The following is a 26481-nucleotide window of genomic DNA, read 5'->3' as shown; positions in this document are numbered from 1 at the left end:
GCAAGGCTGATGTTTTATTCGAGGCCCGGTACAATCCGGGCCTCGTTGTCTCTATGTAACTGGACAGGATCACTATGCCGGCTTCATTCGTTCATCTACGCCTGCACACTGAATACTCCCTGGTCGACGGGCTGGTGCGGATCAAGCCGCTGGTCAAAGCGCTGACCGCCATGAACATGCCGGCGGTCGCGGTCACCGACCAGAACAACATGTGTTCCCTGGTCAAGTTCTATAAAAACGCCATGGGCGCCGGCATCAAGCCGATCTGCGGCGCCGACCTGTGGCTGGCGAACAAGGACCCGGATGCACCGCTGAGCCGCCTCAGCCTGCTGGTGATGAACGCTCAGGGTTATCGCAATCTCACCGAATTGATCTCGCGTGGCTTCATCGAAGGCCAGCGCAACGGCATGGTCATCGTCGAGCGCGAGTGGGTGGCCGAGGCCAGCGAAGGTTTGATCATGCTGTCCGCCGCCAAAGAAGGCGAGATCGGCATGGCCATGATCGGCGGCAACCCGGCGGAAGCAGAAGCGCTGGCACGCGAGTGGATGGCGGTGTTCCCGGATCGTTTCTATCTGGAAATCCAGCGCACCAACCGTCCTAACGACGAAGAACAACTGCACGGCGCCGTGGCGCTGGCCGACAAGCTTGGCGCGCCGCTGGTGGCGACCAACGATGTGCGCTTCATCAAGCAGGAAGACTTCGCCGCCCACGAAACCCGTGTGTGCATCGGTGAAGGCCGCGCCCTCGATGACCCGCGTCGTTCGAAGAATTACAGCGATCAGCAATACCTGAAAAGCGCCGAGGAAATGCTCGAGCTGTTCAGCGATATCCCCGACGCCATCGAAAACACCGTCGAGATCGCCAAGCGCTGCAACATCGAAGTGAAGCTGGGCACGCACTTCCTGCCCAACTTCCCGATTCCCGATGGCATGACCATCGACGAATATTTCCGCAAGGTCTCCTTCGAAGGGCTCGAAGAACGCCTGGCGGTGCTGCTGCCCAAGGACACTACCGAAGACTACGAAGCCAAGCGTCAGGTCTACGTCGACCGCTTGAATTTCGAGCTGGATATCATCATCCAGATGGGCTTCCCCGGTTACTTCCTGATCGTGATGGACTTTATCCAGTGGGCCAAGAACAACGGCGTGCCGGTAGGTCCGGGCCGTGGGTCGGGTGCCGGTTCGCTGGTGGCTTACGTACAGAAGATCACCGACCTCGACCCGCTGGAATATGACCTGCTGTTCGAACGTTTCCTCAACCCGGAACGGGTCTCGATGCCCGACTTCGACGTCGACTTCTGCATGGACGGTCGTGACCGGGTGATCGATTACGTGGCCGAGAAGTACGGCCGCAACGCGGTGAGCCAGATCATCACCTTCGGTTCCATGGCCGCCAAGGCTGTGGTCCGTGACGTGGCGCGGGTGCAGGGCAAGTCCTACGGCCTGGCGGATCGTCTGTCGAAGATGATACCGTTCGAAGTCGGCATGACCCTGGAAAAAGCCTACGAACAGGAAGAAATCCTGCGCGACTTCATCAAGGTCGATGAAGAAGCGGCGGAAATCTGGGAGATGGCGCGCAAGCTTGAGGGCGTGGTGCGTAACGTCGGTAAACACGCCGGTGGTGTGGTGATCGCACCGACCAAATTGACCGATTTCTCGCCGATCTATTGCGACGAGGCCGGTGACGGTCTGGTGACCCAGTTCGACAAGGACGACGTTGAGGCCGCCGGTCTGGTGAAGTTCGACTTCCTCGGCCTGCGTACCCTGACGATCATCGACTGGGCGCTCAAGACCATCAACCGTGACCGCGCCAAGGTCAACGAGCCGCCGCTGGATATCGCCTTTATCCCGCTCGACGATAAGCCGACCTACCAGTTGCTGCAAAAAGCCGAAACCACGGCGGTGTTCCAGCTTGAATCCCGGGGCATGAAAGAGCTGATCAAAAAGCTCAAGCCCGACTGCCTGGAAGACTTGATCGCACTCGTTGCACTGTTCCGTCCCGGTCCGCTGCAATCGGGCATGGTGGACGACTTCATCAACCGTAAGCACGGTCGCGCCGAACTGGCCTATCCGCACTCGGACTACCAATATGACGGCCTCAAGCCGGTACTGGCGCCGACTTACGGCATCATCCTGTATCAGGAACAGGTGATGCAGATTGCCCAGGTCATGGCCGGTTACACCCTCGGCGGTGCGGACATGCTGCGTCGAGCGATGGGTAAGAAAAAGCCCGAAGAAATGGCCAAGCAGCGCGGCGGTTTCATTGAGGGTTGCGCAACCAACGGCATCGACGCGGATCTGGCCGGTAACATTTTCGACCTGGTGGAGAAATTCGCCGGTTACGGCTTCAACAAATCCCACTCCGCCGCTTACGGCCTGGTGTCCTACCAGACAGCTTGGCTGAAAGCTCACTACCCGGCGCCGTTCATGGCCGCGGTACTTTCGGCGGATATGCACAACACCGACAAGGTCGTGACCTTGATCGAGGAAGTGCGGACGATGAAGCTGCGCCTCGACGCGCCGGACGTGAACACTTCGGAGTTCAAGTTCACGGTGAACGACGACGGCCGCATCGTTTACGGCCTCGGCGCGATCAAGGGCGTCGGTGAAGGCCCGGTGGAAGCGATCACCGAAGCGCGACAGGCCGGTCCGTTCAAGGATCTGTTCGATTTCTGCGCGCGGGTCGACCTCAAGCGCATCAACAAACGAACTCTTGATGGCTTGATTCGCAGCGGCGCGCTGGATCGCCTCGGCCCGTATTTCCACGACGAACAAAAGGCCTATCAAGCCAACATCGACCGTAACCGCGCGGTACTGCTGGCGGCGATGGAAGAGGCGATCAAGGCTGCCGAGCAGACTGCGCGGACTCACGACTCTGGCCACGCCGACCTGTTTGGCGGCTTGTTTGTCGAAGAAGATGCCGACGTCTACGCGTCACATCGCAAGGCCAAGGAGCTGACCCTCAAGGAGCGTCTCAAGGGTGAAAAAGACACTCTGGGCCTGTACCTGACCGGTCACCCGATCGACGAATACGAAGGCGAAATCCGCCGTTTCGCCCGTCAGCGCATCATCGACCTGAAACCGGCGCGCGACACGCAAACGGTGGCGGGGATGATCATTGCCCTGCGGGTGATGAAGAACAAGAAGGGCGACAAGATGGGTTTCATCACCCTCGACGACCGCTCCGGGCGGATCGAGGCGTCGTTGTTTGCCGATGCGTTCCACTCCGCGCAGTCGTTGTTGCAGACCGACGCGATGGTGGTGGTCGAAGGCGAGGTCAGCAATGACGACTTCTCCGGCGGCCTGCGCCTGCGGGTCAAGCGGGTGATGAGCATGGAGGATGCGCGAACCAATCTGGCCGAGAGCCTGCGCCTGAAGCTGCACACCCAGGATCTGAAAGGCGATCAGCTACGCTGGTTGGGCGAACTGCTCAAGCGTCATCGCGGCGCGTGCCCGGTGACCATGGAGTACACCAGCCCGGATGCGAAGACCTTGCTGCAGTTCGGCGAGACTTGGCGGATCGACCCGGCGGATACCTTGATTCAAGCCCTGCGTGACCAGTTCGGGCGAGACAACGTCTTCCTCCAATACCGTTGACCGGCAAGTGCCATCATGGCGCTTGCCCGCAACCTGAATTTTTAATCTCGACCTCAGCGCGCCTCTCCCTTAAGGTAGGGCGCGAATAGACAACCGGCCGGCCCAAGCTCACTTGGGACACGACCCAAGACGGACGCCTATGAACCCGAATTTTCTAGATTTCGAACAGCCGATCGCCGACCTGCAAGCCAAGATCGAAGAGTTGCGCTTGGTCGGTAATGACAATTCGCTGAATATCGGCGATGAGATCTCCCGCCTGCAGGACAAAAGCAAGACGCTGACCGAAGACATCTTCGGCAAGCTGACCAGCTGGCAGATCGCACGCCTGGCGCGTCACCCGAAACGCCCTTACACCCTCGATTACATCGAGCACATCTTCACCGAGTTCGACGAACTGCACGGCGACCGTCACTTCTCCGATGACGCTGCCATTGTTGGCGGTATCGCCCGTCTGGAAGACCAGCCGGTGATGATCATCGGCCACCAGAAGGGCCGTGAAGTGCGTGAGAAAGTTCGCCGCAACTTCGGCATGCCGCGTCCGGAAGGCTACCGCAAGGCCTGCCGTCTGATGGAGATGGCCGAGCGCTTCAAAATGCCGATCCTGACTTTCATCGACACCCCGGGTGCTTACCCTGGCATTGACGCTGAAGAGCGCAACCAGAGCGAAGCTATTGCCTGGAACCTGCGTGTGATGGCGCGTCTGAAGACTCCGATCATCGCCACTGTAATTGGTGAAGGCGGTTCCGGAGGCGCACTGGCCATCGGCGTCTGCGATCAATTGAACATGCTGCAATATTCGACTTACGCGGTGATCTCGCCGGAAGGTTGCGCATCGATCCTGTGGAAGACCGCCGAGAAAGCACCGGATGCCGCTGAAGCAATGGGCATCACCGCTGAGCGTTTGAAAGGCCTGGGTATCGTCGACAAAGTGATCAGCGAGCCACTGGGCGGCGCCCATCGTGACCCGGCTGCTGCTGCGGCTTCGATCCGCGCCGAGCTGAGCTCGCAACTGGCGATGCTAAAGCAGTTCGATAACGAAGCGCTGCTCAAGCGCCGTTACGATCGCCTGATGAGCTACGGTCTCTAATCAGGCGCGTGCTATCTCTGTGGGAGCGAGCCTGCTCGCGAAACCGGTATGACAGTCGACGAAATTGTTGAATGTCAAATCGCTTTCGCGAGCAGGCTCGCTCCCACAGAGGACTAGGCAAAGGTGCAGATATGGGCCAGTCCCCGATTGATTTGCCATCCCGTCTTCTGCTGAACCTTGAGCCCTGGCGCAACGTCGCACACTGGCGCATCGCCTTCTCCGGCGGCCTCGATTCCACCGTCCTCCTGCATCTGCTCGCCACTCTGGCGAAAAGCCAATCCCTCCCTACGTTAAGCGCCATCCACATTCACCACGGCCTTCAGGCTGCGGCCGATGCGTGGCCGCAACATTGCCAGGCCGTTTGCGATGCGCTCGACATTCCTTTGCAAGTGGAGCGGGTGACCGTAAAGGGCGGGGCGAGCCTGGAGCGGGCGGCGCGGGATGCGCGTTATGCCGCGTTCAGTTCGCTGACGCAGACCAATGACGTGTTGCTGACTGGCCAGCACCGCGATGACCAAGCGGAAACGCTGCTGTTTCGGCTGTTGCGCGGTGCCGGTGTACGCGGGCTCGGGGCGATGCCGCAGCAGCGCCCAGTGGGGCAGGGCATGCTGGTTCGACCGTTGCTGGATGTCAGCCGTGCTGAGCTGGAAGGTTATGCACAGGCGCATGAGTTGCGCTGGATCGAAGACCCGTCGAACCAGGACCGGCAGTTTTCGCGCAACTATCTGCGCCATCAAGTCATGCCGGTGCTCACCGAACGCTGGCCGCAAGCGCAGGCCAGCATGGCGCGCACGGCTGCGCATCTGCGTGAGGCGCAGGGCTTGCTCGATGAGCTGGCGCAGATCGATCTCGCACAAGCCGAAACGCCCCATGAATTCGCTTGGCTGGGTGTGCCATCGCTGGAGCTGACACCATTGAGGGCGTTGTCTGACGCGCGCCAGCGAAATGCCCTCAGCCACTGGCTCGAACCATTGACCCGGCTGCCAGATGCTGACCATTGGTCGGGTTGGACAACGCTGTGCAATGCCGGCGCCGACGCTTCACCGATCTGGCGTCTGGCCGACGGAGAGCTGCACCGCAGCGCCGGTCGCGTCTGGTGGCTGAGCGACAGTTGGTTGGGTACGCCAGTGATCGGCGCCGACTGGCAGACCCCGACTTCAGCGCTACGCTTGCCGGATAACGGACGCGTCATGCTCCACGGGCATGCTCCATCCGGGCCTTTGCGTATTGCCTATCGGCAGGGCGGTGAGGTCATGCAATTGGCCGAGCGCGGCAGCCGTGATCTCAAGCGTCTGCTCAACGAGCGCGCGGTCCCGGCCTTCGTGCGTGGCAGATTGCCGCTGCTGTTTCGTGGCGAAGAATTGCTCGCCGTGGCGAACCTGCCGGGTCTTGCTGGTCAGATGGACGAAGGCTGGACATTGCACTGGCAGCCAACAGACGAAGATCAAGGTTTGAGCTGAAAGGAGCATTCCGGTAGACTACGCTCCCTTCTTGATACAACTTCTGTGGATTCGCCTGAATTGCAGGAGTTGCCGATTACCAAGCAGTCTTTGCTGGGCGATTCCAAAAAATGTGTAGCGAGCAACGTACCGGTGTTTCATCTGCCGGTCTGTCACAACGCGGCGGTTTTTTCGAAAGGTGCACTGTGATTAATGCAGGTGATCGGGGGCTTCGGCCTTCCTTCGCTTTCCCCGGCGGCTCGTTCCGCTTTAACGCAGACTTCTAGGGTTTTTCATGACGCGCTACATATTCGTCACGGGCGGTGTTGTTTCTTCATTGGGGAAAGGCATTGCCTCGGCTTCATTGGCGGCTATCCTGGAGGCGCGGGGGCTTAAGGTCACCATGCTGAAGCTGGATCCGTACATCAACGTCGATCCAGGCACCATGAGTCCGTTCCAGCACGGTGAAGTGTTCGTCACCCACGACGGCGCCGAGACCGACCTGGATCTGGGGCACTACGAGCGGTTCATCCGCACGACCATGACCCAGAACAACAACTTCACCACCGGCCGTGTCTACGAGCACGTGCTGCGCAAAGAGCGCCGTGGCGACTACCTGGGTGCAACCATCCAAGTGATCCCGCACATCACCGACGAAATCAAGCGCCGCATCATCAAAGGTGCCGGTGACGCTGACGTGGCGATGGTTGAAATCGGTGGCACCGTCGGTGACATCGAGTCGCAACCATTCCTCGAAGCCATCCGCCAGTTGCGTTTCGAAGTCGGCGCCAAGCGCGCGATGCTGATGCACCTGACGCTGGTGCCGTACATCGCCACCGCTGGCGAAACCAAGACCAAACCGACCCAGCACTCCGTCAAGGAACTGCGCTCGATCGGTCTGCAGCCAGACGTGCTGGTGTGCCGCTCCGATCACCCGATCGATGTGTCCTCGCGTCGCAAGATCGCGCAGTTCACCAACGTTGAAGAGCGTGCGGTCATTGCTCTGGAAGACGCCGACACCATCTACAAGATCCCGGGCATCCTGCATTCGCAGGGTCTGGACGATTTCGTCGTTGAGCGTTTCGGCTTGCAATGCGGCAGCGCCGATCTGTCCGAGTGGGACGCAGTGGTCGATGCCAAGCTGAACCCGGAACACGAAGTGACCATCGCCATGGTCGGCAAGTACATGGAACTGCTCGACGCGTACAAGTCGCTGATCGAAGCGATGAGTCATGCCGGCATCAGCAACCGCACCAAGGTCAACCTGCGCTACATCGATTCCGAAGACATCGAGAACCAGGGCACTGCGCTGCTCGAAGGTGTCGACGCGATTCTGGTGCCGGGCGGCTTCGGTTTGCGTGGCGTGGAAGGCAAGATCACTGCCGTTCAATACGCTCGCGAAAACAAGGTTCCGTACCTCGGCATCTGCCTCGGCATGCAAGTGGCGGTCATCGAATTCGCCCGTAACGTACTGGGCTGGAAAGACGCCAACTCCACCGAGTTCGATCGGGCCAGCGGCCATCCGGTGGTCGGTCTGATCACCGAGTGGGAAGACGCCACCGGCGCTGTCGAAGTGCGTACCGAAGCGTCCGATCTGGGCGGCACCATGCGCCTCGGCGCGCAGGAATGCCTGCTCGAGCCGGGCTCCAAAGTGCACGATTGCTACGGCAAGGACGTGATTGTCGAGCGTCACCGTCACCGTTACGAAGTGAACAACAACCTGCTGCCGCAGATCATCGAAGCCGGCCTGAAAATCTCCGGTCGCTCCGCCGATGCTGCGCTGGTCGAAGTGGTTGAAGCGCCGGATCATCCATGGTTCGTCGCCTGCCAGTTCCACCCTGAGTTCACCTCGACCCCACGCGACGGCCATCCGCTGTTCAGCGGTTTCGTCAAAGCCGCGTTGGCTCAACACCAGAAGAAGGCGTAACCCGATGGCACAGAAGATCATCCGCGTCGGCGACATCGAGATTGCCAACGACAAACCCATGGTGCTGTTCGGCGGCATGAACGTGCTGGAAAGCCGTGACATGGCCATGCAGGTTTGCGAAGAGTACGTGAAGGTCACCGAAAAACTCGGTATCCCTTACGTGTTCAAGGCCAGCTTCGACAAGGCCAACCGTTCTTCTGTGACTTCGTATCGCGGTCCTGGCCTGGAAGAGGGCATGCGCATCTTCCAGGACATCAAGCAAGCGTTCGGCGTGCCGATCATCACCGACGTCCACGAGCCGGATCAGGCTGCGGTCGTCGCTGAAGTCTGCGACATCATTCAGCTGCCGGCCTTCCTGTCGCGCCAGACCGATCTGGTTGTCGCGATGGCCAAGACCAATGCCGTGATCAACATCAAGAAAGCCCAGTTCCTCGCGCCTCAGGAAATGAAACACATCCTGAACAAGTGCGTGGAAGCCGGTAACGATCAGTTGATCCTCTGCGAGCGTGGTTCGAGCTTCGGCTACAACAACCTCGTGGTCGACATGCTCGGCTTCGGCATCATGAAGCAGTTCGAATACCCGGTATTCTTCGACGTGACCCACTCGCTGCAAATGCCTGGCGGTCGTTCCGACTCCGCCGGCGGTCGCCGTGCGCAGGTCACCGATCTGGCCAAGGCCGGCATGAGCCAGTCGCTGGCGGGTCTGTTTCTCGAAGCGCATCCGGATCCGGACAACGCCAAATGCGACGGCCCTTGCGCCTTGCGTCTGGACAAACTGGAGCCATTCCTGGCCCAGCTCAAGGCTCTGGACGAACTGGTGAAGAGTTTTCCGACGGTAGAAACCGCGTAACGCTCGATTCTCCGGTAAAGTACCGCACGATTTGTCGCTCATGCCCTCGGGCGTGAGCGTTGTCGTCTGCAAGTCTGCCCGCTGTACTTCGCTTGCCGACGATAAAGATTTCCTCTAGCTGCGTCGTTTTCGTCAACTTTGGAGTGTTTACAACAATGGCAAAAATCGTCGACATCAAAGGTCGTGAAGTTCTCGACTCCCGTGGCAATCCCACCGTGGAAGCGGACGTGCTTCTCGACAACGGCATCATCGGTAGCGCCTGCGCGCCGTCCGGTGCATCCACTGGCTCGCGTGAAGCGCTCGAGCTGCGTGATGGCGACAAGAGCCGTTACCTGGGCAAGGGCGTGCTCAAGGCGGTAGCCAACATCAACGGTCCGATCCGCGATCTGCTGCTGGGCACCGACCCTAGCGACCAGAAAGCCCTGGATCAGGCGATGATCAAGCTCGACGGTACCGAAAACAAAGCGACCCTGGGCGCCAACGCCATCCTCGCCGTGTCCCTGGCTGCGGCCAAGGCAGCTGCGCAGGATCAGGATCTGCCGCTGTACGCACACATCGCCAACCTCAACGGCACCCCGGGTGTGTACTCGATGCCGGTACCGATGATGAACATCATCAACGGTGGCGAGCACGCCGATAACAACGTCGACATCCAGGAATTCATGGTCCAGCCAGTTGGCGCCAAGTCTTTCTCGGAAGGTCTGCGCATGGGCACCGAGATCTTCCATCACCTGAAAGCTGTGCTGAAGGCTCGTGGTCTGAGCACCGCCGTTGGCGACGAAGGCGGTTTCGCACCGAACCTGGCGTCCAACGAAGACGCGCTGAAAGTGATCTCCGAAGCCGTGGCCAATGCCGGTTACAAGCTGGGCACCGACGTGACCCTGGCGCTGGACTGCGCCGCGAGCGAGTTCTACGAAGACGGCAAGTACAACCTGTCCGGCGAAGGCCAGGTGTTCACTGCTGAAGGTTTCGCCGACTACCTCAAAGGTCTGACCGAGCGTTATCCGATCATCTCCATCGAAGACGGTCTGGACGAATCCGACTGGGCCGGCTGGAAAATCCTCACCGACAAGATCGGCGAGAAGACTCAGCTGGTGGGCGACGACCTGTTCGTGACCAACACCAAGATCCTCAAAGAAGGCATCGATAAAAAGATCGCCAACTCGATCCTGATCAAGTTCAACCAGATCGGCACCCTGACCGAAACCCTGGAAGCCATCCAGATGGCCAAGGCTGCCGGCTACACCGCAGTGATCTCGCACCGCTCCGGCGAAACCGAAGATTCGACCATTGCCGACCTGGCTGTGGGCACCTCGGCTGGCCAGATCAAGACCGGTTCGCTGTGCCGCTCCGACCGCGTTTCCAAGTACAACCAACTGCTGCGTATCGAAGAGCAGTTGAACGGCAAGGCCCAGTACAACGGCCGTGCCGAGTTCCGCGGTTAAGCGCAACCTGATCAAAGGACACCGGATTGTGTCGGAAAAGTCGTGACAGCGATGGATTTGCCACTAATCTGATGCCTTAAGCACAAGCCTGGATCTTTCCAGGCTTCGTGCTATCAGATGCTGCAACATTATGCGTGGCTGTCTTTTTTCACTGGATACCTGATATTCGATGCGCAGTCCTTACTGGTTGTTTCTTGTTTTGCTCTTGCTCCTGGCCGGTCTGCAGTACCGCCTGTGGGTGGGCAATGGCAGTCTGGCGCAGGTCGCCGAGCTGAAACAGCAGATCGCCGAGCAACATGCCGAAAACGAAGGCCTGCTGGAGCGCAACCGGGTGATGGACGCTGAAGTCAGCGAGCTGAAGAAAGGCATGGAGACCGTTGAAGAGCGGGCTCGTCACGAACTGGGCATGGTCAAGGATGGCGAAACCCTTTACCAGTTGGCCCAATGATCAATTCCCTGCCGGCCTTCTGGGCCGTGATTCCTGCCGCGGGCGTCGGTGCCCGAATGGCCGCGGACCGTCCCAAGCAATATCTGCAACTGGGCGGGCGCACAATTCTCGAACACAGCCTCGGCTGTTTCCTCGATCACCCGAGCCTCAAGGGCCTGGTGGTCAGTCTTGCTCTCGATGATCCCTATTGGCCGAATCTGGCATGCGTCAACGATCCGCGCATTCAGCGGGTCGGCGGCGGGGCGGAGCGTTCCGCTTCGGTGCTCAATGCCTTGCTGCACCTGCATGCGCAAGGTGCCGACGATGACGATTGGGTGCTGGTGCATGATGCGGCCCGGCCAAATCTGAGTCGCGATGATCTCGACAAGTTGCTTGCCGAACTGGCGGATGACCCGGTCGGTGGTCTGTTGGCGGTGCCCGCTCGCGACACGCTCAAACGCGTTGATAAAAACGGTCGTGTGGTTGAAACCGTGGATCGCAGCGTGATCTGGCAGGCGTATACGCCGCAGATGTTCCGCCTCGGTGCGTTGCATCGGGCGTTGGCCGACAGCCTGGTTGCGGATGCCGTGATCACCGATGAAGCTTCGGCGATGGAATGGGCCGGTCTGGCACCGCGTCTGATCGAAGGGCGGGCGGATAATCTCAAGGTGACCCGACCGGAAGATCTGGAGTGGTTGCGCCAGCGATGGGCGAATCGCCGCTGAGATTTGGGGGCGCTGTGGCATTGCCTTCGCGAGCAGGCTCGCTCCCACAGAGGGAATGCATTCAGCTGTCGAACTCGGTCAATTGTGGGAGCGAGCCTGCTCGCGAAAGCGGTCGCACAGGCAACCAATAACTCAAAGTTTGTACTCCGGCCTTTCAGCCAGTCGCACCTTCAAATAATCCACCAACTTGCGCACCTTCGGCGACAGATGCCGCTGCTGCGGATACAACGCCCACACCGCCGTATTCGGCGGCTGATGCGCCTCCAGCAAGGAAATCAGCGCGCCACTGTGCAGATGCTCGAGCACGTAATAGTCCGGCAACTGACACAACCCGACGCCCTGAAGCGCCGCATCCAGCACCGCTTGCCCACTATTGCAACGCCAGTTGCCTTGCACCCGCTGGGAAAATTCCCTGCCGTTCTGTTCCAGTTGCCATATATCCGAACTGCCGATCAGGCAATTGTGTCGACTCAACTCCGACAAACTGTGTGGGCGTCCGTACCGTTCCAGGTAGGACGGCGATGCGCACAGGTACATTCTCCGTGGTGCCAGACGTGTGGCGACCAAGCGCGAATCCTGTAACCGACCCAGACGGATCGCCAGGTCCAGCCCTTCATGCACCAGATCCAGTTGGCGATTGCTCAGCTCTATATCGATGCGCAACTGCGGGTACAGCCCCATGAAGCGAGTCACCAGCGGCACGATAAAACGTTCGCCGTAGGCCACCGCGCAGGTCATGCGCAGCATGCCTTTCGGTTCGCTGGTCAGATCACCTACCGCGCGCAAGGCTTCTTCGCGACCGTCCTGCAGGCGCTGGCAATGCTGCAGAAAAGTCTGCCCGGCTTCGGTCAACGTAACTCGCCGGGTGCTGCGGTAGAGCAGGCGCGTCTGCAAACGCTCTTCGAGCCGTACGATTTGTCGACTGATGTGTGAGGAAGAAACCCCAAGACGCTCGGCAGCGGCGGTGAATTGATTGCATTCGGCGACGGCAACGAACTCGTCGATGCCTTCCCAGCGGTTTTCCGACACTTGGATTATCCCTGTATGGCAATAATGTTTTGCTTTCGTCCGGATTATTCCTCAGGGCACGCTGAACTACACTGTCTGTCTGCTTTTATATTTACTGGATTCATTGGAGAGTCAGCATGATCAAGTCGCGCGCCGCCGTTGCCTTCGAGGCCAAGAAGCCGCTGGAAATCGTAGAAGTCGATGTCGCCATGCCCAAGGCCGGTGAAGTGTTGCTGCGCGTCGTCGCTTCCGGCGTTTGCCACACGGACGCCTATACCTTGTCCGGCGCGGATCCGGAAGGCATCTTCCCGTCGATCCTTGGCCACGAAGGTGGCGCCATCGTTGAAGCGATCGGCGAGGGCGTGACATCGGTTGCCGTCGGCGATCACGTCATTCCGCTCTACACCCCGGAATGCGGCCAGTGCAAATTCTGCAAGTCGGGCAAGACCAACCTCTGCCAGGCGATTCGCGCCACCCAAGGCAAGGGCCTGATGCCGGACGGCACTTCGCGCTTTTCCTACAAGGGCGAAACGATTTTCCACTACATGGGCACTTCGACGTTTTCGGAGTACACCGTGCTGCCGGAAATTTCCGTAGCGAAGATCTCCAAAGACGCGCCGCTGGAAAAGGTCTGCCTGCTCGGTTGCGGCGTCACCACCGGTATCGGCGCCGTGCTCAACACCGCCAAGGTCAAACCGGGTGACACCGTGGCCATCTTCGGTCTCGGCGGTATCGGCTTGTCGGCCGTGATCGGCGCGGTGAAAGCCAAGGCTGCGCGGATCATCGCCATCGACATCAATCCAGCCAAGTTCGAAATCGCCAAACAACTCGGTGCCACCGATTGCGTGAACCCGAAAGACTTTGATCGTCCGATCCAGGAAGTAATCGTCGACATGACCGATGGCGGCGTCGACTTCTCCTTCGAGTGCATCGGCAATGTGCAACTGATGCGCGCCGCGCTTGAGTGCTGCCACAAAGGCTGGGGCGAGTCGGTCATCATCGGTGTCGCCGGTGCCGGCCAGGAAATCGCTACCCGTCCGTTCCAGTTGGTCACCGGTCGCGTCTGGCGCGGTTCGGCGTTCGGCGGCGTGCGTGGCCGTACTGAATTGCCGAGCTACGTCGACATGGCCCAGAGCGGCGAAATCCCGCTGGATACCTTCATCACCCACACCATGGGCCTGGAAGATATCAACAAGGCGTTCGACCTGATGCACGAAGGCAAGAGCATCCGCACAGTCATTCATTTCTAAGGAGCAGCGGCAAGCTACAAGCCGCAAGCTGCAAGCAGGCGCAACGCCCTCTTGCAGCTTGAAGCTCGCAGCTTGCGGCTGAAGTGCTATGAATCTGGAAAACATTTCCTGTCAGAAGAGTTTCGGTGGCTGGCACAAGCGTTATCGCCATCGCTCCGAAGTGCTTGATTGCGACATGGTCTTCGCCGTGTACCTGCCGCCGCAAGCGGAGCAGGGCGGCAAGCTGCCAGTGCTGTACTGGTTGTCCGGGCTGACCTGCACCGATGAGAATTTCATGCAGAAGGCCGGTGCGATGCGCATGGCTGCCGAGCTTGGTCTGATCATCGTTGCCCCGGACACCAGCCCACGCGGTCCGGATGTTCCGGACGATGCAGACAAGGCTTGGGATTTCGGCCTCGGCGCAGGGTTTTATCTGAACGCCACGCAGGAGCCGTGGGCGCGGCACTATCAGATGCATGACTATGTCGTGCAGGAGTTGCCCGCTCTGGTCGAGGCGCATTTTCCCGCTTCCGACAAGCGCAGCATCAGCGGCCACTCCATGGGCGGCCACGGCGCATTGGTCTGCGCGCTGCGCAATCCCGGGCGTTATCAGTCAGTGTCGGCGTTCTCGCCGATCACCCATCCGATCGATTGCCCGTGGGGTCAGAAGGCCTTTTCCAACTATTTGGGCGAAGACCGTTCAAAGTGGAAGGAGTGGGACGCCTGTGTGCTGATCGCAGAGGCGACGGAGAAGTTGCCGTTGCTGGTCGACCAAGGTGATCGTGACGATTTCCTCGCCACGCAATTGAAGCCCGAGGCCTTGCAACACGCAGCAAAACAAGCGGGGCATCCGCTGGAGCTGCGCCTGCAACCGGGCTACGACCACAGCTATTTCTTCATCTCTAGCTTCATTGACGACCACTTGCAGCATCACGCGCGCGCTCTGCGCGGTTAATGCAGGTAGAATCACGCCCTGACAAAAATCGGGGCGTTTTTTTATGCGTATTGGCCACGGCTACGATGTGCACCGTTTCGCTGAAGGCGATTTCATTACTCTGGGCGGCGTGCAAATTGCACACAGCTTCGGGCTGCTCGCTCATTCCGACGGTGACGTCCTGCTGCACGCCTTGAGCGATGCCTTGCTCGGCGCGGCGGCGCTGGGTGATATCGGTAAACACTTCCCGGACACCGATCCGCAATTCAAGGGCGCCGACAGCCGTGTGCTGTTGCGTCATGTGGTCAGTCTGATCCACGCCAAGGGCTGGAAAATCGGCAACGTCGACAACACCATCGTTGCCCAGGCGCCAAAAATGGCGCCGCATATCGAATCGATGCGCGCGCTGATCGCGGCGGATCTTCAAGTTGAGTTGGATCAAGTGAACGTCAAAGCTACCACCACCGAAAAGCTTGGCTTTGTCGGTCGCGAAGAAGGCATCGCCGTGCATTCCGTTGCCTTGTTGCTGCGCGCATGAATGAACTGCAATTACTCGGCCCACGGGCCTATGGCGAACCCCTCGGCACAGCGGTACTGAAAGCCATCGCCGAAGATTTTCAGGTCGATGAAGTGCTGGATATCCCGTTCAGCGGTGACGGCGAACACCTGTGGATCTGGGTGGAAAAGCGCGGCCTCAATACCGAAGAAGCGGCACGGCGGATCGCCAAGGCAGCCGGCGTGCCGTTGCGTACCGTCAGCTATGCCGGGCTGAAGGACCGTCAGGCCCTGACCCGACAGTGGTTCAGCGTGCAGTTGCCGGGCAAGGCCGATCCGGATCTGTCGGCGGCGGAAAACGACACGCTGAAGATCCTCAAGACCACGCGCCACAAGCGCAAGCTGCAACGCGGTGCGCATTCGGCCAACGGTTTCACCCTGCGCCTGACGCAATTCAATGGCGACAAAGACGCGCTTGAACAGCGTTTGCAGTTGATCGCCAAACAAGGCATTCCCAATTATTTCGGCGCCCAGCGCTTCGGCCATGACGGCGGCAACGTTGTCGATGCCCGGGCGTGGGCGGCGCGCAAGGCTTTGCCGGAACAGCGCAATGTGCGTTCGCGGTTGCTGTCGACGGCGCGCAGCTTTCTGTTCAACCAGGTGCTGGCGGCGCGCGTCGCCGATGGCACCTGGAACACCGCGCTGGTTGGCGATCTGCTGGCCTTCACCGACAGCCGCAGTTTTTTTCCGGCAGGTGAAGCCGAATGCAGCGACCCGCGTCTGGCAATTCTCGACCTGCACCCGACCGGTCCGCAGTGGGGCGAAGGTGACTCGCCCACCGCTGGCGCAGTCCATGAACTGGAGCAGGAGATCGCCGCCCGCGAAGCGGATCTGCGTGACTGGTTGATCCACGCCGGCATGAGCCATGAACGTCGCATCCTGCGGCTGCCCATTGGCGGGTTGACGTGGCATTATCCCCAACCTGACATTCTGCAACTGGAATTCGTCCTCCCGGCCGGATGCTTTGCCACCGTATTGGTGCGCGAGCTCGTTGATCTGGTGCCGGTGGGGCAGACGGACAGCCCATGCGTATTCTGATTTCAAACGACGATGGGGTAACCGCGCCCGGTCTCGCCGCGCTTTATGCTGCGCTGGCGGATTACACCGAATGCGTGGTTATCGCCCCGGAGCAGGACAAAAGCGGCGCCAGCAGTTCGCTGACGCTCGACCGTCCGCTGCACCCGCAATACCTGGCCAACGGCTTTATCAGCCTCAACGGCACACCGACCGATTGCATTCACCTGGGCCTTAACGGCTTGCTTGAGCGCGAAGCGGACATGGTGGTTTCCGGCATCAACCTGGGCGCCAACCTCGGTGACGACGTGCTGTATTCCGGAACCGTGGCGGCAGCGCTGGAAGGACGATTTCTCGAGCGCCCATCGTTTGCCTTCTCCCTGGTCTCGCGTCAGGTGGACAATCTGCCGACTGCGGCCTACTTTGCGCGCAAACTGGTCGAGGCCCACGCCGGGCTGGATCTGCCGCCGCGCACGGTGCTCAACGTGAACATTCCCAATCTGCCCATCGATCACATCCGTGGCATTCAGTTGACCCGCCTCGGTCATCGCGCCCGCGCGGCGGCGCCGATGAAAGTGGTCGATCCGCGCGGCAAGGCCGGTTACTGGATCGCCGCTGCCGGCGACGCTGAAGACGGCGGCCCGGGCACCGATTTTCATGCCGTGATGCAGGGCTATGTGTCCATCACGCCGTTGCAGCTCGATCGCACCTTCAATGATGCCTTCAGAAGTCTGGATGGCTGGCTGGGGGGGCTGAGCTGATGCGTGAACATGACGACCGCCTGCGTAGCGGAATTGGCATGACCTCCCAACGTACACGTGAGCGACTGATCCAGCGGCTGTATGAAGAAGGCGTGTCGAACGCCAAAGTGCTGGAAGTGATCCGCCGCACGCCGCGTCATCTGTTTGTCGATGAGGCGCTGGCACATCGCGCTTATGAAGACACCGCGCTGCCGATCGGCAACAACCAGACCATTTCCCAGCCTTATATGGTGGCGCGCATGAGCGAGCTGCTGCTGGAGGCCGGCCCGCTGGATAAAGTGTTGGAGATCGGCACCGGTTCCGGCTACCAGACGGCGGTGTTGTCGCAACTGGTCGAACGGGTGTTTTCGGTCGAACGCATCAAGGTGCTGCAGGACCGCGCCAAGGAGCGTCTGGTCGAGCTGAACCTGCGCAACGTGGTGTTTCGCTGGGGCGATGGCTGGGAAGGCTGGCCGGCGCTGGCACCATACAACGGCATCATCGTCACCGCCGTTGCCACCGATGTACCGCAAGCTTTGCTGGATCAACTGGCCCCCGGTGGGCGCATGGTGATTCCGGTCGGCTCCGGTGAAGTGCAACAACTGATGCTGATCGTGCGCGAAGAACATGGCTTTTCCCGACACGTTCTGGGCGCTGTGCGTTTCGTGCCTTTGCTCAACGGGCCACTGGCCTGAGCATTTGCGAGCAGGCGCTGAATTCCTTTCAACGGCGCCGGTCTTACACCGGCAGCCAGAGTTTAAACGCAGCGTACTTGCCCCTGGCAAACGTGTGCGTCCGGTGATTTCGCTTCATTAAAGGTAAAGCCGGTTCGGCCCGTTATACTTGCGACACCTCATGCCGCAATGCGGCATTCAGAATTTTTCAGCCACCACAAAGGGAGCGGCGGGTGAGTCTCACAGTCATTGCGCAGCGTATGGGTAACACGAGCTTTCAGCGCCTGGTGACTGGCCTTGTCTTGAGCACCTTGCTGGTCGGTTGCTCCAGCACCAAATCGAGCAACGTACGGGTTGTCGATCGCAATAATTCGGTCGCACAACGTCCGACCGTTACTACCGGGCAATATGTAGTCCGCCCCGGCGATACCTTGTTTTCGATCGCCTTTCGTTACGGCTGGGACTACAAAACCCTCGCCGCCCGGAACAATATTCCTACGCCGTATACGATCCATCCGGGTCAGACAATTCGCTTCGACGGGCGCAGCGGTTCAACGCCGACAGCGGTGGTGAGCAACTCCAGTTCTTCACCTTCTTCGTCGAGTAAAACCACGGTAATCCGGCGCCAGGCGAATGGCACCACAACCACTACAACCACCGGTTCCAAAGGGGTTGTACCGTCCGTCGCGAGCAAACCTGCACCCGCTCCACTGCCTCCGGCAGGCCCGGCCCCGACCGGCTGGGGATGGCCATCTAATGGCGTTCTGATTGGAAAATTCTCTTCAAACGGTAGTTTGAATAAAGGAATTGATATCGCCGGAGATTTGGGACAGCCTGTTTTAGCTGCGTCTGATGGGACGGTCGTATACGCCGGGAGTGGCTTAAGGGGCTACGGCGAATTGGTCATCATCAAACACAGCGAAACCTACGTCAGTGCTTACGGACATAACCGCAGGCTGTTGGTTCGGGAGGGGCAGCAGGTCAAGGTCGGACAGACAATTGCCGAAATGGGGTCAACGGGTACAGACCGGGTGAAACTGCATTTTGAGATTCGCCGCCAAGGTAAACCAGTGGATCCGCTGCAGTTCCTGCCAAGACGTTGATTTGTAGGCCAGCCTGTTCCGTCGCGTAGAGGGGACAGGCTCCAGCGTTGCCAAGGATAAAGGCGTCGCTTGAGCTTGGGGTCGAACTCACCAAAGGACTATAACAATGGCTCTCAGTAAAGAAGTGCCGGAGTTTGACATCGACGATGAGGTTCTCCTTATGGAGACCGGCATCGATTCGGATTCGATGTTGAATGATGAAGGGGCTGCTCCACCTTCCGTTCGTTCCAAATCCAGACACTCCGCCACACTCAAACAACATAAATACATCGACTACACTCGGGCACTTGATGCCACGCAGCTGTATCTCAACGAAATCGGCTTTTCCCCTCTGCTCTCCCCGGAAGAAGAAGTTCATTTTGCGCGCTTGTCGCAAAGTGGCGATCCTGCCGGGCGCAAGCGCATGATCGAAAGTAATCTGCGGTTGGTCGTCAAGATCGCCCGGCGTTACGTCAATCGGGGGCTGTCGCTGCTGGATCTGATCGAAGAGGGCAACCTCGGCCTGATCCGCGCGGTGGAAAAGTTCGATCCCGAGCGCGGCTTCCGCTTCTCGACCTACGCCACCTGGTGGATCCGTCAGACCATCGAACGCGCGATCATGAATCAGACCCGGACCATCCGGTTGCCGATTCATGTGGTCAAGGAGCTCAACGTGTACCTGCGGGCCGCACGGGAGCTGACGCAAAAACTCGACCACGAACCTTCACCCGAAGAAATCGCCAACCTGCTGGAAAAACCGGTGGGGGAGGTCAAGCGCATGCTCGGCCTCAACGAAAGGGTTTCTTCGGTCGACGTCTCGCTGGGTCCGGATTCGGATAAAACCCTGCTGGACACACTCACTGACGATCGTCCGACCGATCCGTGCGAACTGTTGCAGGACGATGATCTGTCGCAGAGCATCGATCAATGGCTGTCGGAGCTGACCGACAAGCAGCGCGAGGTGGTGATTCGCCGCTTTGGCCTGCGCGGTCACGAAAGCAGTACGCTGGAAGATGTCGGCCTGGAGATCGGTCTGACCCGCGAGCGGGTACGGCAGATTCAGGTGGAAGGGCTCAAGCGCCTTCGCGAGATCCTTGAAAAGAACGGCCTGTCGAGCGAGTCGCTGTTTCAATAAGCGCCTTATCCTCCGCCCGCAAAAGCCCCGGCTGATTCGATCAGTCGGGGCTTTTTTGTTTTTCGCGTGCAGCAAATCGGGCTTTCGGCAGCCACCAGACAAGCGGTCGTCAATTTCTGAATTTGTAGTCTCGCGCTGTAAGCCTTTGCTTACTGTGTCGTAAGTGTTCGTTATTTTTACACTTCGGTGGAAGGCGATCGCGCTCACTTTCAGTGAGCAACCTTTTGATTTTGTTAATTATTTCGTAAATGTTATGTCCTTGTGACAGAGCGCGCGTACGCCGAGGGCCAATTGCTCGTCTCCAGAAACTCTCTAATATCTCAACTGTGTCGACGGACAGACACGCCCTTCACGGAAGAGGGGAATGGACATCGCAGGAGGCGATTCATCAGGACGATGAAAAGGACTACAGGGAATAGGGAAAAAATGTGGGCGGGTCATACCGCCCCTTTTTTCGTCTGCAGAAAAGTAAAACCTGCAAAAGCAAAAAGGCCCACAAGGGGCCTTTCAGTCGAGCGCGGGGCAGATCAGCGTTCGAGTTGTTCGATCTTGTTCGGCTTGCCATCCCACTCTTCAGCATCAGGCAGCGATTCTTTCTTTTCGGTGATGTTCGGCCAGATATCCGCCAGCTCGGCATTGAGCTCGATGAAGTTTTCCATGCCGCTTGGGATCTCGTCTTCCGAGAAGATCGCCACAGCCGGGCATTCTGGTTCACACAGCGCGCAGTCGATGCACTCGTCCGGGTGAATCACCAGGAAGTTCGGGCCTTCGTAAAAGCAGTCCACCGGACAGACTTCTACGCAGTCGGTGTACTTGCACTTGATGCAGTTGTCGGTGACGACGAAGGTCATTTCTAATTTTCTCCTCAGGCGGCGGCAGCGTTGCCCCTTCACGGTTGGGGTCGCCAGGTTCGGGAGCGATACCTGCTGACCAGGCTATGAGCCAGCAGCATCCCGAACCGCGCGAGATTCTAACAGCTTGAAGCGAATTGCGTTATATCCGCTTCTTCAGTGCTTATATCCGGTTCTTCAGTGCATAGAGCATTTCCAGCGCACGGCGTGGCGTCATGTCGTCGAGATCGACCTTGGCCAATTCATCCAGCACCGGATGAGGCAGCGAGGCGAACATATCGCTTTGCTGCGGTGTCGACGGCTTGTCCTTGGCTGCCGGTTTCGGCGCTTCGTGGGGCAAGGCGGTATCTTCCAGGCGACTCAGATGCTCCCGCGCTCGCAGAATCACCTCGCTCGGCACGCCGGCCAGTTGCGCCACCGCCAAGCCATAGCTCTGGCTGGCAGGCCCAGGCAGAACATGGTGCAGGAACACGATCCGTTCGTTGTGCTCAGTGGCGTTGAGGTGCACGTTAGCTACAAGAGGTTCGGCTTCGGGCAGCACGGTCAGTTCAAAATAGTGCGTGGCGAACAGGGTGTAGGCGCGCAGATGAGCCAAGCGCTCGGCTGCTGCCCACGCCAGCGAAAGACCGTCAAAGGTGCTGGTACCGCGCCCGACTTCGTCCATCAGGACCAGACTGCGCTCGGTGGCGTTATGCAGGATGTTGGCGGTTTCGCTCATCTCGACCATGAAGGTCGAGCGGCCACCGGCCAGATCATCGCTGGAGCCGATGCGGGTGAAGATGCGGTCGACCAGCGACAACTCGCAACTGGCGGCGGGTACGAAACTGCCGATATGCGCCAGCAACACGATCAACGCGGTTTGCCGCATGTAAGTGGATTTACCACCCATGTTCGGGCCGGTGATCACCAGCATGCGCGTGTTGTCGTCCAGGCTCAGATCGTTGGCCACGAACGGTGTGGTCAGCACTTGCTCGACCACCGGGTGACGACCCTGGGTGATGCGCATGCACGGCTCGCTGACGAAGCGCGGGCAGTTAAGGTCGAGGTTCAAGGCACGCTCGGCGAGGTTGCTCAACACGTCCAGTTCGGCCAATGCGCCGGCGGTGTCCTGCAGCGGTGGCAGCTGGCTGATCAAGTCTTCGAGCAGCGCTTCGTAAAGCATTTTTTCCCGGGCCAGCGCACGACTCTTGGCCGACAGCGCCTTGTCTTCGAATTCTTTCAGCTCGGGCGTGATGAAACGCTCGGCGCCTTTGAGCGTCTGCCGGCGGATGTAGTCAGCGGGCGCCGATTCAGCCTGCTTGCTCGGCAGTTCGATGAAGTAGCCGTGGATACGGTTGTAGCCGACTTTCAGATTGGCCAGACCAGTACGGGCTTTCTCTCGGGCTTCGAGATCGATGAGGAACTGGCCGGCGTTTTCGCTCAGCGATTGCAGTTCGTCGAGTTCGCTGTCGTAACCGGTTTTCAGCACGCCGCCGTCACGGATCACCGCTGGCGGATTGTCGATGATGGCTTTTTCCAGCAATGCGGCCAGTTCCGGATAGGTGCTGGTGGTGGCCGCCAGATGCTGCAGGTGCGGCGCTTCCAGATCGGTCATCGCCACTTGCAGTTCGGGCAGTGCGCCGAGAGCATCACGCAGACGCGCAAGGTCACGCGGCCGCGCATTGCGCAAACCGATCCGCGCCAGAATCCGCTCGATATCGCCGATTTCCTTGAGCTGCGGTTGCAGCTTTTCGAAGCGATAACCGTCGAGCAGGCAACGGATCGAAGTCTGACGGGCGAGCAGCACCGTCAGATCGCGCAGCGGCCGGTTCAACCAGCGGGTCAGTAAACGGCTGCCCATGGCGGTCTGGCAACGATCGACCACCGATTGCAAAGTATTGTCGCGGCCACCCGCCAAGTTGGTGTCCAATTCCAGATTGCGCCGGCTGGCGCCGTCGAGCACCACGGTGTCATCGAGACGTTCGTGACGCAGGCTGCGCAAGTGGGGCAGGGCGGTGCGCTGGGTTTCCTTGGCGTAGGCCAGCAGGCAGCCGGCAGCGCCGATGGCCAGGGTCAGGTTTTCGCAGCCGAAGCCTTTCAGGTCTTGGGTGGAAAACTGCTGGCAGAGACTTTTCAACGCAGAGTCACGCTCGAAATCCCACGGCGCGCGACGGCGTACTCCACGGCGTTTTTCCGCCGGCAGGTCTTTTGGCCAGTCATCCGGAATCAGCAATTCCACCGGGTTGACTCGCTCCAGTTCCGCCAGCAGGTTTTCCCAGCCTTTGATCTCGAGCACGGTGAAGTTGCCGCTGGTGATGTCCAGCACCGCCAGACCGAACAGGCGCTCATCGCCCAATACAGCTGCGATCAGGTTATCGCGGCGTTCATCCAGCAGCGCTTCGTCACTGACCGTCCCCGGCGTGATGATCCGTACGACCTGGCGCTCCACCGGGCCTTTGCTGGTGGCCGGGTCGCCGACTTGCTCGCAAATCACCACCGACTCGCCGAGCTTGACCAGTTTCGCCAGGTAACCTTCCGCGGCATGGTAAGGAATCCCACACATCGGAATCGCCTGGCCCGCCGACTGCCCGCGTGCGGTCAGGGTGATGTCCAGCAACTTGGCGGCTTTCTTCGCATCTTCGTAGAAGATTTCGTAGAAATCGCCCATGCGATAGAACATCAGCTGGTCCGGGTGCTGATTCTTCAGGCGCCAGTATTGCTGCATCATCGGAGTGTGGGAGGACAGGTCGGAGACGGCTTTATTCATCGGATTGTCGGGCAACTCGTTAAAAGATGTAGGGCAAAGCGCGGGCGGTGGCCGGGCTTTTCCGCGATGGGCGCAAGGTTACCATGGGCAGTCAGCCCGACGCAGGCACTGCGGTCGGGTGAGCGTGGACTTGTAGAGAAAAGTTGATCTATGCACGATTTATGCAAATCAGCATTTGTCTTCGCGAAAAACTTCAAGCACTATGCGCGTTATGCAAAAACGCAACGTTTCCTCCGTCTTAAGAGCACTGCTCGACCAGCACGGGATCTCCCCCACGGAGCTCCACCGTCGCACCGGCGTGCCTCAATCAACGCTCTCGCGGATTCTCAGCGGGAAGATTGTCGATCCTTCGGATAAACACATCTCGAAGATCGCTGAATATTTCAACGTCAGCACCGATCAGTTGCGCGGGCGCGCTGATGTCGCGCCAACGACCGGCGGTACGCGCGCTGACGTGCATGCGGAACTCAAGGACATAAGCCTGTGGGACGACGACACGCCCGTCGATGACGACGAGGTGTCGGTGCCCTTTCTACGTGAGGTTGAATTGGCTGCTGGATCAGGAAGATTCGTCATCGAAGAGAGCGAGCGCTCAAGCCTGCGCTTCGGCAAGCGCAGCCTGCGCCACAATGGTGTGCAGTTCGACCAGGCCAAGTGTGTGACAGTACGCGGCAACAGCATGTTGCCGGTTCTGCGCGATGGCGCCACCGTCGGCGTCAATGCCGGCAAGTGCGGCATCGGCGACATCATTGATGGCGACCTGTATGCGATCAATCACAATGGCCAGCTGCGCGTGAAGCAACTCTATCGTTTGCCCACCGGTATCCGTCTGCGCAGCTTCAATCGCGACGAGCATCCGGACGAGGACTACAGCTTCCAGGAAATCCAGGAAGAGCAGATCGTTATCCTTGGTCACGTCTTCTGGTGGGGCATGTACGCCCGCTAGCCCCTTTCGATTCAACTGAAACCTGCCCCTCGGCAGGTTTTTTTACGCCTGCAGAAATCTCCCCACCCCTTGGCCCGCTTGGGTTTCATGCATATGCGCAAATTTAATGCATAAATAAATGCATTTACGCATTGACTGTATATGCATCCATGCATATTCTTGCCACCAAGCCGCTCGACAAAGCGGCTGGCAAGACAAGCTCTTTAGTTCCACAAGAACAGGCAGCGATGAACCGGCCTCAACGGTTCAGAGGGTTGGCAACTGACCCGGGTGTGCAGCGTAAAGCACCAGAAGCAGTTATCCGGCGGGCAGGGACCGCGGTCGGAAAAACAATCTGAATGGACTCGTACCGCGCCAGTAGCGCCGAAAAGTCAGCTTCCTTCTCGAACACAGGATTTGAAGGAAGGCGAAGGAGCGCATTACTGAAAAGCCCGGTGTGCAAGCGCCGGGCTTTTTGGAATGCCTGCCTCAAGAGAAATCGTTTGAACCCAAACCATCACTCATCAATCACCCACGGAGGCGTGACATGACAAACGAGCAACAAGCGTTGGCGGACATGCCGATCTGGCTGGTCATCCTCCTCGCCGTCGTCGGCGGGGTGTCCGGCGAAATGTGGCGCGCCGACAAGGAGGGCGCCCGCGGCTGGTCACTTGTGCGGCGTCTGGCTCTGCGTTCCGGCGCCTGCATGATCTGCGGCGTGTCGGCGATCATGCTGCTGTATGCCGCCGGCATGTCGATCTGGGCCGCTGGCGCGTTTGGCTGCCTGACCGCGATGGCCGGCGCCGATGTCGCCATAGGCCTTTACGAACGCTGGGCGGCCAAGCGCATCGGCGTCTGTGAAGTACCGCCGCGCGACCAGCCTTAACCCTGAATATTTTTCCGTGCCGCCATGTTGGCGGCAGGGCTGCGCGTGGACGATTGAAAAGGAGGTCATGTATGCCCACACCGATCCAGCAGCCGTCGCAACTGTTCACAGCCATCGCGACGACACTGCGCAACACCGCCGGTCTCAACCTCAATGTCGGCAGTCGCGCTGACTTCACAGCAGCGGGTGAACAAGCCTGGGCACTGATCGACTTTGACCGGAACGCGTCCGGCGTGCGCGGCGCTGATGGGCGTATCGCTCATGTAATGACGTTGTCACTGCAAGTCATCCCGGCGCTTTCAGCGACCGCTTTTGCAGCGTGCGATCTGATCGCCGTGCTGAAAAACCTGATCACCGACAACCGCTGGGGATTGCCCGGCGATCAATGCGATCTGCCCCTGAATATCGATGGCTTGCCATCGTTGCTTATCAGTGCTGATCAACAATACAAAGCCTGGACCCTGACGTTCAACCAGACACTCTACCTCGGCCCGGCCTTGCTCGACGATCCACTGGGCATGCCGAAATTCGCTCGCACCTGGGAAGTCAGCAACATCGACGACCCGGACCAGTACACCGCGCTGGAGGGCTGACCGATGTTCGATGCATTACTGCGTATGCAGCTCGGTCCGATCATTGAGCGTCTGGCGGAAATGGAAGCGGAAATCGAAGACCTGCATCGCCGTGCCGAGAGTTTCTGTCGTATTGGCATCTGCCAGTCAGTTGATGCGGCGAGTAACACTTGCCAGGTCAGCCATGGTGGATTGCTCACCCCTGCGATCAAGTTCTTCAACCCCAGCGCTGGTGCGCAAAGTGAATCGCGCATCCCGACGGTGGGCGAGCAGTGCCTGCTGTTCAACTATGGCAGCGGTGAAAGCGGTGCGCAGAGTGTCGCGTTGTTCGGCTTGAACAGTGACCGTTTCCCCCCGGCCTCGACTGTGCCGACGCTGACCCGTCGGGTGCATCAGGACGGCAGCGAAAGCGGTTACGACGACGCCAGCCACGCCTTGCACTGGCTCAACGGACCAACGCAATTCCACGGGTCTCGCGAGTCGCTCGAACTGAGCATCGGCCCTGCACGTCTGGCCATGACGCCAGAACTGATCACCCTGCAACTGGGCGCCGTCGGCCTGAGTATCGACGCCTCGGGGGTGCACTTCAGCGGCCCCTTGGTCGATCACCAGGGCCGCGTCATCAGCCCCTGAT

The 26481-nt window shown here is 59.4% G+C and carries 23 protein-coding genes; 20 read left to right on the top strand and 3 right to left on the bottom strand.

Going from position 1 to position 26481, the window contains the following annotated elements; genetic code table 11:
• Positions 1–74 precede the first annotated feature (74 nt).
• The 8 genes from dnaE (at position 75) to ispD (ending at position 11496) form a co-directional block, all read left to right on the top strand.
• A complete protein-coding gene (gene dnaE / locus KVG87_RS22285; RefSeq protein ID WP_076566131.1) occupies positions 75–3596 on the top strand; it encodes a DNA polymerase III subunit alpha in 3522 nt (1173 codons plus the stop codon).
• A gap of 139 nt (positions 3597–3735) precedes the next feature.
• Positions 3736–4683 (top strand): acetyl-CoA carboxylase carboxyltransferase subunit alpha, encoded by a 948-nt coding sequence (locus tag KVG87_RS22280; RefSeq protein ID WP_016771465.1) that lies wholly within the window; start codon positions 3736–3738, stop codon positions 4681–4683.
• Positions 4684–4814: 131 nt separating this feature from the next.
• Positions 4815–6143, top strand: a complete 1329-nt coding sequence (gene tilS, locus KVG87_RS22275) for a tRNA lysidine(34) synthetase TilS (RefSeq protein WP_217852625.1) — start codon at positions 4815–4817, stop codon at positions 6141–6143.
• 274 nt (positions 6144–6417) lie between these two features.
• Positions 6418–8049 (top strand): CTP synthase, encoded by a 1632-nt coding sequence (gene pyrG, locus KVG87_RS22270; protein WP_076566135.1) that lies wholly within the window; start codon positions 6418–6420, stop codon positions 8047–8049.
• Between the two features lie 4 nt (positions 8050–8053).
• A complete protein-coding gene (gene kdsA, locus KVG87_RS22265; RefSeq protein WP_007954807.1) occupies positions 8054–8899 on the top strand; it encodes a 3-deoxy-8-phosphooctulonate synthase in 846 nt (281 codons plus the stop codon).
• Positions 8900–9054: 155 nt separating this feature from the next.
• Complete coding sequence (eno, locus tag KVG87_RS22260) at positions 9055–10344, top strand: phosphopyruvate hydratase (RefSeq protein WP_056783223.1); 1290 nt, start codon at positions 9055–9057, stop codon at positions 10342–10344.
• Between the two features lie 169 nt (positions 10345–10513).
• Positions 10514–10792, top strand: a complete 279-nt coding sequence (gene ftsB, locus KVG87_RS22255) for a cell division protein FtsB (RefSeq protein ID WP_016771460.1) — start codon at positions 10514–10516, stop codon at positions 10790–10792.
• Positions 10789–11496 (top strand): 2-C-methyl-D-erythritol 4-phosphate cytidylyltransferase, encoded by a 708-nt coding sequence (gene ispD, locus KVG87_RS22250; RefSeq protein ID WP_217852623.1) that lies wholly within the window; start codon positions 10789–10791, stop codon positions 11494–11496. Before ftsB ends, ispD begins: the two co-directional genes overlap by 4 nt.
• Positions 11497–11628: 132 nt before the next feature.
• Here ispD and KVG87_RS22245 read toward each other — a convergent pair whose 3' ends face one another.
• The gene (locus KVG87_RS22245; RefSeq protein ID WP_217852621.1) at positions 11629–12525 is read right to left on the bottom strand and encodes a LysR family transcriptional regulator; all 897 of its coding nucleotides are present in this window, start codon (positions 12523–12525) and stop codon (positions 11629–11631) included.
• 116 nt (positions 12526–12641) lie between these two features.
• Between KVG87_RS22245 and KVG87_RS22240 the strand changes: the two genes are divergently transcribed.
• From KVG87_RS22240 to rpoS, 8 genes are all read left to right on the top strand, one after another.
• Positions 12642–13754 (top strand): S-(hydroxymethyl)glutathione dehydrogenase/class III alcohol dehydrogenase, encoded by a 1113-nt coding sequence (locus KVG87_RS22240; RefSeq protein ID WP_007908835.1) that lies wholly within the window; start codon positions 12642–12644, stop codon positions 13752–13754.
• An 88-nt stretch (positions 13755–13842) separates the two neighbouring features.
• Positions 13843–14688, top strand: a complete 846-nt coding sequence (fghA, locus tag KVG87_RS22235) for an S-formylglutathione hydrolase (RefSeq protein ID WP_039762487.1) — start codon at positions 13843–13845, stop codon at positions 14686–14688.
• Positions 14689–14731: 43 nt separating this feature from the next.
• Positions 14732–15205, top strand: coding sequence for a 2-C-methyl-D-erythritol 2,4-cyclodiphosphate synthase (ispF, locus tag KVG87_RS22230; RefSeq protein WP_076566141.1), 474 nt, complete (start codon positions 14732–14734; stop codon positions 15203–15205).
• Entirely contained in the window at positions 15202–16260 is a 1059-nt protein-coding gene (gene truD / locus KVG87_RS22225; RefSeq protein WP_217852619.1) for a tRNA pseudouridine(13) synthase TruD, read from the top strand. Before ispF ends, truD begins: the two co-directional genes overlap by 4 nt.
• Positions 16248–16997 (top strand): 5'/3'-nucleotidase SurE, encoded by a 750-nt coding sequence (gene surE / locus KVG87_RS22220; protein WP_024011837.1) that lies wholly within the window; start codon positions 16248–16250, stop codon positions 16995–16997. The genes truD and surE overlap by 13 nt, the downstream gene beginning before the upstream one ends.
• A 38-nt stretch (positions 16998–17035) precedes the next feature.
• Positions 17036–17671, top strand: a complete 636-nt coding sequence (locus KVG87_RS22215) for a protein-L-isoaspartate(D-aspartate) O-methyltransferase (RefSeq protein ID WP_160768345.1) — start codon at positions 17036–17038, stop codon at positions 17669–17671.
• A gap of 212 nt (positions 17672–17883) precedes the next feature.
• Positions 17884–18753: a peptidoglycan DD-metalloendopeptidase family protein gene (locus KVG87_RS22210; RefSeq protein ID WP_016771452.1), complete on the top strand. Its 870-nt coding sequence runs from the start codon at positions 17884–17886 to the stop codon at positions 18751–18753.
• A gap of 106 nt (positions 18754–18859) precedes the next feature.
• Positions 18860–19867 carry an RNA polymerase sigma factor RpoS gene (gene rpoS / locus KVG87_RS22205; protein WP_016771451.1) on the top strand — a complete coding sequence of 336 codons (1008 nt, stop codon included), beginning with the start codon at positions 18860–18862 and terminating at the stop codon, positions 19865–19867.
• Between the two features lie 527 nt (positions 19868–20394).
• Here rpoS and fdxA read toward each other — a convergent pair.
• Both fdxA and mutS read right to left on the bottom strand, forming a co-directional pair.
• Complete coding sequence (fdxA, locus tag KVG87_RS22200) at positions 20395–20718, bottom strand: ferredoxin FdxA (RefSeq protein ID WP_041478114.1); 324 nt, start codon at positions 20716–20718, stop codon at positions 20395–20397.
• A gap of 163 nt (positions 20719–20881) precedes the next feature.
• Positions 20882–23464, bottom strand: a complete 2583-nt coding sequence (mutS, locus tag KVG87_RS22195; RefSeq protein WP_217852616.1) for a DNA mismatch repair protein MutS — start codon at positions 23462–23464, stop codon at positions 20882–20884.
• A gap of 202 nt (positions 23465–23666) precedes the next feature.
• Between mutS and KVG87_RS22190 the strand changes: the two genes are divergently transcribed.
• The 4 genes from KVG87_RS22190 to KVG87_RS22175 all read left to right on the top strand — a co-directional run bounded on the left by KVG87_RS22190 (position 23667) and on the right by KVG87_RS22175 (position 26480).
• Positions 23667–24410, top strand: coding sequence for a LexA family transcriptional regulator (locus KVG87_RS22190; RefSeq protein WP_110600122.1), 744 nt, complete (start codon positions 23667–23669; stop codon positions 24408–24410).
• 526 nt (positions 24411–24936) lie between these two features.
• Entirely contained in the window at positions 24937–25275 is a 339-nt protein-coding gene (locus KVG87_RS22185) for a phage holin family protein (protein ID WP_024011844.1), read from the top strand.
• Positions 25276–25346: 71 nt separating this feature from the next.
• Positions 25347–25868 carry a hypothetical protein gene (locus tag KVG87_RS22180; RefSeq protein ID WP_217852614.1) on the top strand — a complete coding sequence of 174 codons (522 nt, stop codon included), beginning with the start codon at positions 25347–25349 and terminating at the stop codon, positions 25866–25868.
• A 3-nt stretch (positions 25869–25871) separates the two neighbouring features.
• On the top strand, positions 25872–26480 hold the full coding sequence (locus KVG87_RS22175) for a phage baseplate assembly protein V (RefSeq protein WP_217852612.1): 609 nt from the start codon (positions 25872–25874) through the stop codon (positions 26478–26480).
• The last annotated feature ends 1 nt before the right edge of the window (position 26481 follow it).

Source organism: Pseudomonas siliginis, from assembly GCF_019145195.1.
GTDB lineage: Bacteria > Pseudomonadota > Gammaproteobacteria > Pseudomonadales > Pseudomonadaceae > Aquipseudomonas > Aquipseudomonas siliginis.
Note: the sequence above shows the minus strand (reverse complement) of the source record. Positions and strands in the feature narration are given on the sequence as shown.

Excerpts from the sequence above, each read along its gene's own strand:
- KVG87_RS22175 (WP_217852612.1), top strand. The coding sequence starts at position 25,872 with ATGTTCGATGCATTACTGCGTATGCAGCTCGGTCCGATCATTGAGCGT.
- pyrG (WP_076566135.1), top strand. The coding sequence starts at position 6,418 with ATGACGCGCTACATATTCGTCACGGGCGGTGTTGTTTCTTCATTGGGG.
- KVG87_RS22180 (WP_217852614.1), top strand. The coding sequence starts at position 25,347 with ATGCCCACACCGATCCAGCAGCCGTCGCAACTGTTCACAGCCATCGCG.
- dnaE (WP_076566131.1), top strand. The coding sequence starts at position 75 with ATGCCGGCTTCATTCGTTCATCTACGCCTGCACACTGAATACTCCCTG.
- ispF (WP_076566141.1), top strand. The coding sequence starts at position 14,732 with ATGCGTATTGGCCACGGCTACGATGTGCACCGTTTCGCTGAAGGCGAT.
- KVG87_RS22215 (WP_160768345.1), top strand. The coding sequence starts at position 17,036 with ATGACCTCCCAACGTACACGTGAGCGACTGATCCAGCGGCTGTATGAA.
- mutS (WP_217852616.1), bottom strand. The coding sequence starts at position 23,464 with ATGAATAAAGCCGTCTCCGACCTGTCCTCCCACACTCCGATGATGCAG.
- eno (WP_056783223.1), top strand. The coding sequence starts at position 9,055 with ATGGCAAAAATCGTCGACATCAAAGGTCGTGAAGTTCTCGACTCCCGT.
- KVG87_RS22185 (WP_024011844.1), top strand. The coding sequence starts at position 24,937 with ATGACAAACGAGCAACAAGCGTTGGCGGACATGCCGATCTGGCTGGTC.
- ftsB (WP_016771460.1), top strand. The coding sequence starts at position 10,514 with ATGCGCAGTCCTTACTGGTTGTTTCTTGTTTTGCTCTTGCTCCTGGCC.
- ispD (WP_217852623.1), top strand. The coding sequence starts at position 10,789 with ATGATCAATTCCCTGCCGGCCTTCTGGGCCGTGATTCCTGCCGCGGGC.
- kdsA (WP_007954807.1), top strand. The coding sequence starts at position 8,054 with ATGGCACAGAAGATCATCCGCGTCGGCGACATCGAGATTGCCAACGAC.
- surE (WP_024011837.1), top strand. The coding sequence starts at position 16,248 with ATGCGTATTCTGATTTCAAACGACGATGGGGTAACCGCGCCCGGTCTC.
- truD (WP_217852619.1), top strand. The coding sequence starts at position 15,202 with ATGAATGAACTGCAATTACTCGGCCCACGGGCCTATGGCGAACCCCTC.
- fghA (WP_039762487.1), top strand. The coding sequence starts at position 13,843 with ATGAATCTGGAAAACATTTCCTGTCAGAAGAGTTTCGGTGGCTGGCAC.
- fdxA (WP_041478114.1), bottom strand. The coding sequence starts at position 20,718 with ATGACCTTCGTCGTCACCGACAACTGCATCAAGTGCAAGTACACCGAC.
- KVG87_RS22190 (WP_110600122.1), top strand. The coding sequence starts at position 23,667 with ATGCGCGTTATGCAAAAACGCAACGTTTCCTCCGTCTTAAGAGCACTG.
- tilS (WP_217852625.1), top strand. The coding sequence starts at position 4,815 with ATGGGCCAGTCCCCGATTGATTTGCCATCCCGTCTTCTGCTGAACCTT.
- KVG87_RS22240 (WP_007908835.1), top strand. The coding sequence starts at position 12,642 with ATGATCAAGTCGCGCGCCGCCGTTGCCTTCGAGGCCAAGAAGCCGCTG.
- KVG87_RS22280 (WP_016771465.1), top strand. The coding sequence starts at position 3,736 with ATGAACCCGAATTTTCTAGATTTCGAACAGCCGATCGCCGACCTGCAA.
- rpoS (WP_016771451.1), top strand. The coding sequence starts at position 18,860 with ATGGCTCTCAGTAAAGAAGTGCCGGAGTTTGACATCGACGATGAGGTT.